Source organism: Mycobacterium sp. 29Ha (assembly GCF_032883055.1).
GTDB classification, from domain to species: domain Bacteria; phylum Actinomycetota; class Actinomycetes; order Mycobacteriales; family Mycobacteriaceae; genus Mycobacterium; species Mycobacterium gallinarum.
The window spans coordinates 1-1,311 of record NZ_JAMQTI010000074.1 but is presented as its reverse complement, the minus strand read 5'-3'; the positions used below and the strand labels follow the sequence as shown (position 1 = coordinate 1,311).

General features: G+C 62.5%; 1 protein-coding gene and 1 other annotated feature. The gene reads left to right on the top strand.

Features of this window, described 5'->3' with window-relative positions:
- Positions 1–48 precede the first annotated feature (48 nt).
- Positions 49–1,289, top strand: a protein-coding gene (locus tag M1248_RS33240) for an IS3 family transposase (protein ID WP_317150936.1) whose coding sequence is annotated in 2 segments (ribosomal slippage) — positions 49–331 and positions 331–1,289 — 1,242 coding nt in all. Because the reading frame shifts where the segments join, the coding sequence is not laid out codon by codon here.
- Positions 324–441: a sequence feature (AL1L pseudoknot), on the top strand. Its footprint overlaps the gene before it by 118 nt.
- Positions 1,290–1,311: the final 22 nt, after the last annotated feature.

Sequence of the window (1,311 nt, the reverse complement as noted above, 5' to 3'; positions counted from 1 at the left end):
TGAACTACCCCAGGTTTTGTTCCGATCTTCATAGGAGGATTGGAAGCTATGCCCCGTCAGTATTCGCCGGAGTTTCGGCAGCGTGCGTTGCGGTTGTTGGACACCATGATGGAAGCCTCGGATACATCTGAGTTCGAAGCCATCAAGTCCGTGGCTGGCAAACTCGGTATCGCGGAGGAATCGGTGCGCCGGTGGCGGCGCAAGGCCCAGATCGATGCCGGTGAACGTCCAGGCACGACCAGCTCTGAGCATGCAGAGATACGCAAGCTCAGGCGTGAGAATGCTGAGTTGCGCAGAGCCAATGAAGTGTTGAAGTCTGCGTCTGCGTTTTTCGCAGCGGAGCTCGACCGCCCCGCGACGAAATGATCGCCTTCATCGATGCTCATCGCGATCAGTTCGGGGTCGAGCTCATCTGCCGCGTCCTGCGGGCAGCAATCCCCGGTTTCCTCACCTCCCGCGGCTACCGGGCCGCGCTGACCCGCCCGCCGTCGGATCGCGAGATCCGTGATGAGCAGTTGATCGCCGACCTGGTCACGGTGCACCGCGAGAACTACTCGGTCTACGGGGTGCTCAAGATGCACCGCGCCATGAAACGCAAGGGCTGGCACTTGGGCAGAGAGCAGACCCGCCGGTTGATGGGCAAGGCCGGCCTACGCGGGGTGCAGCGTGGCAAGCCGGTGTTCACCACCGTCACCGACTCGGCCGCGGCTCGGCCCGCTGATCTGGTCAACCGCCAATTCAAGGCCCCGGTACCCAACCGGTTGTGGGTCGCCGACATCACCTTCGTGCGGACCTGGCAGGGGTTCTGCTACACCGCGTTCGTCACCGATGCGTGCACCAAGAAGATCGCCGGGTGGGCCGTCTCGACCACCATGCGCACCGAAGATCTGCCCCTGCAGGCATTCAATCATGCTGTGTGGCAGTCGAATACCGATCTGTCCGAGTTGATTCATCATTCCGACCGCGGATCGCAATACCTATCGTTGGCCTATACCGATCGGCTGGCCGAGCTCGGGATCGCCCCATCGGTGGGGTCTCGTGGCGATAGTTATGACAACGCCCTCGCCGAAGCGGTCAACGCCGCCTACAAGACCGAGTTGATCCACCGCGGCAAGCCCTGGCGATGCATCGACGACGTCGAACTCTCGACCGCGCAGTGGGTGGCCTGGTACAACCAGGAACGCCTGCACGAAGCCCTCGGCTACATCCCGCCAGCCGAGTACGAGGCAGCCCTCACCGGCACCTCACACCACGCGAGTCAGCCAACCCCGGCCCTCGCACCCGAGTAGGAACAAAACCTGGGGTAGTCCA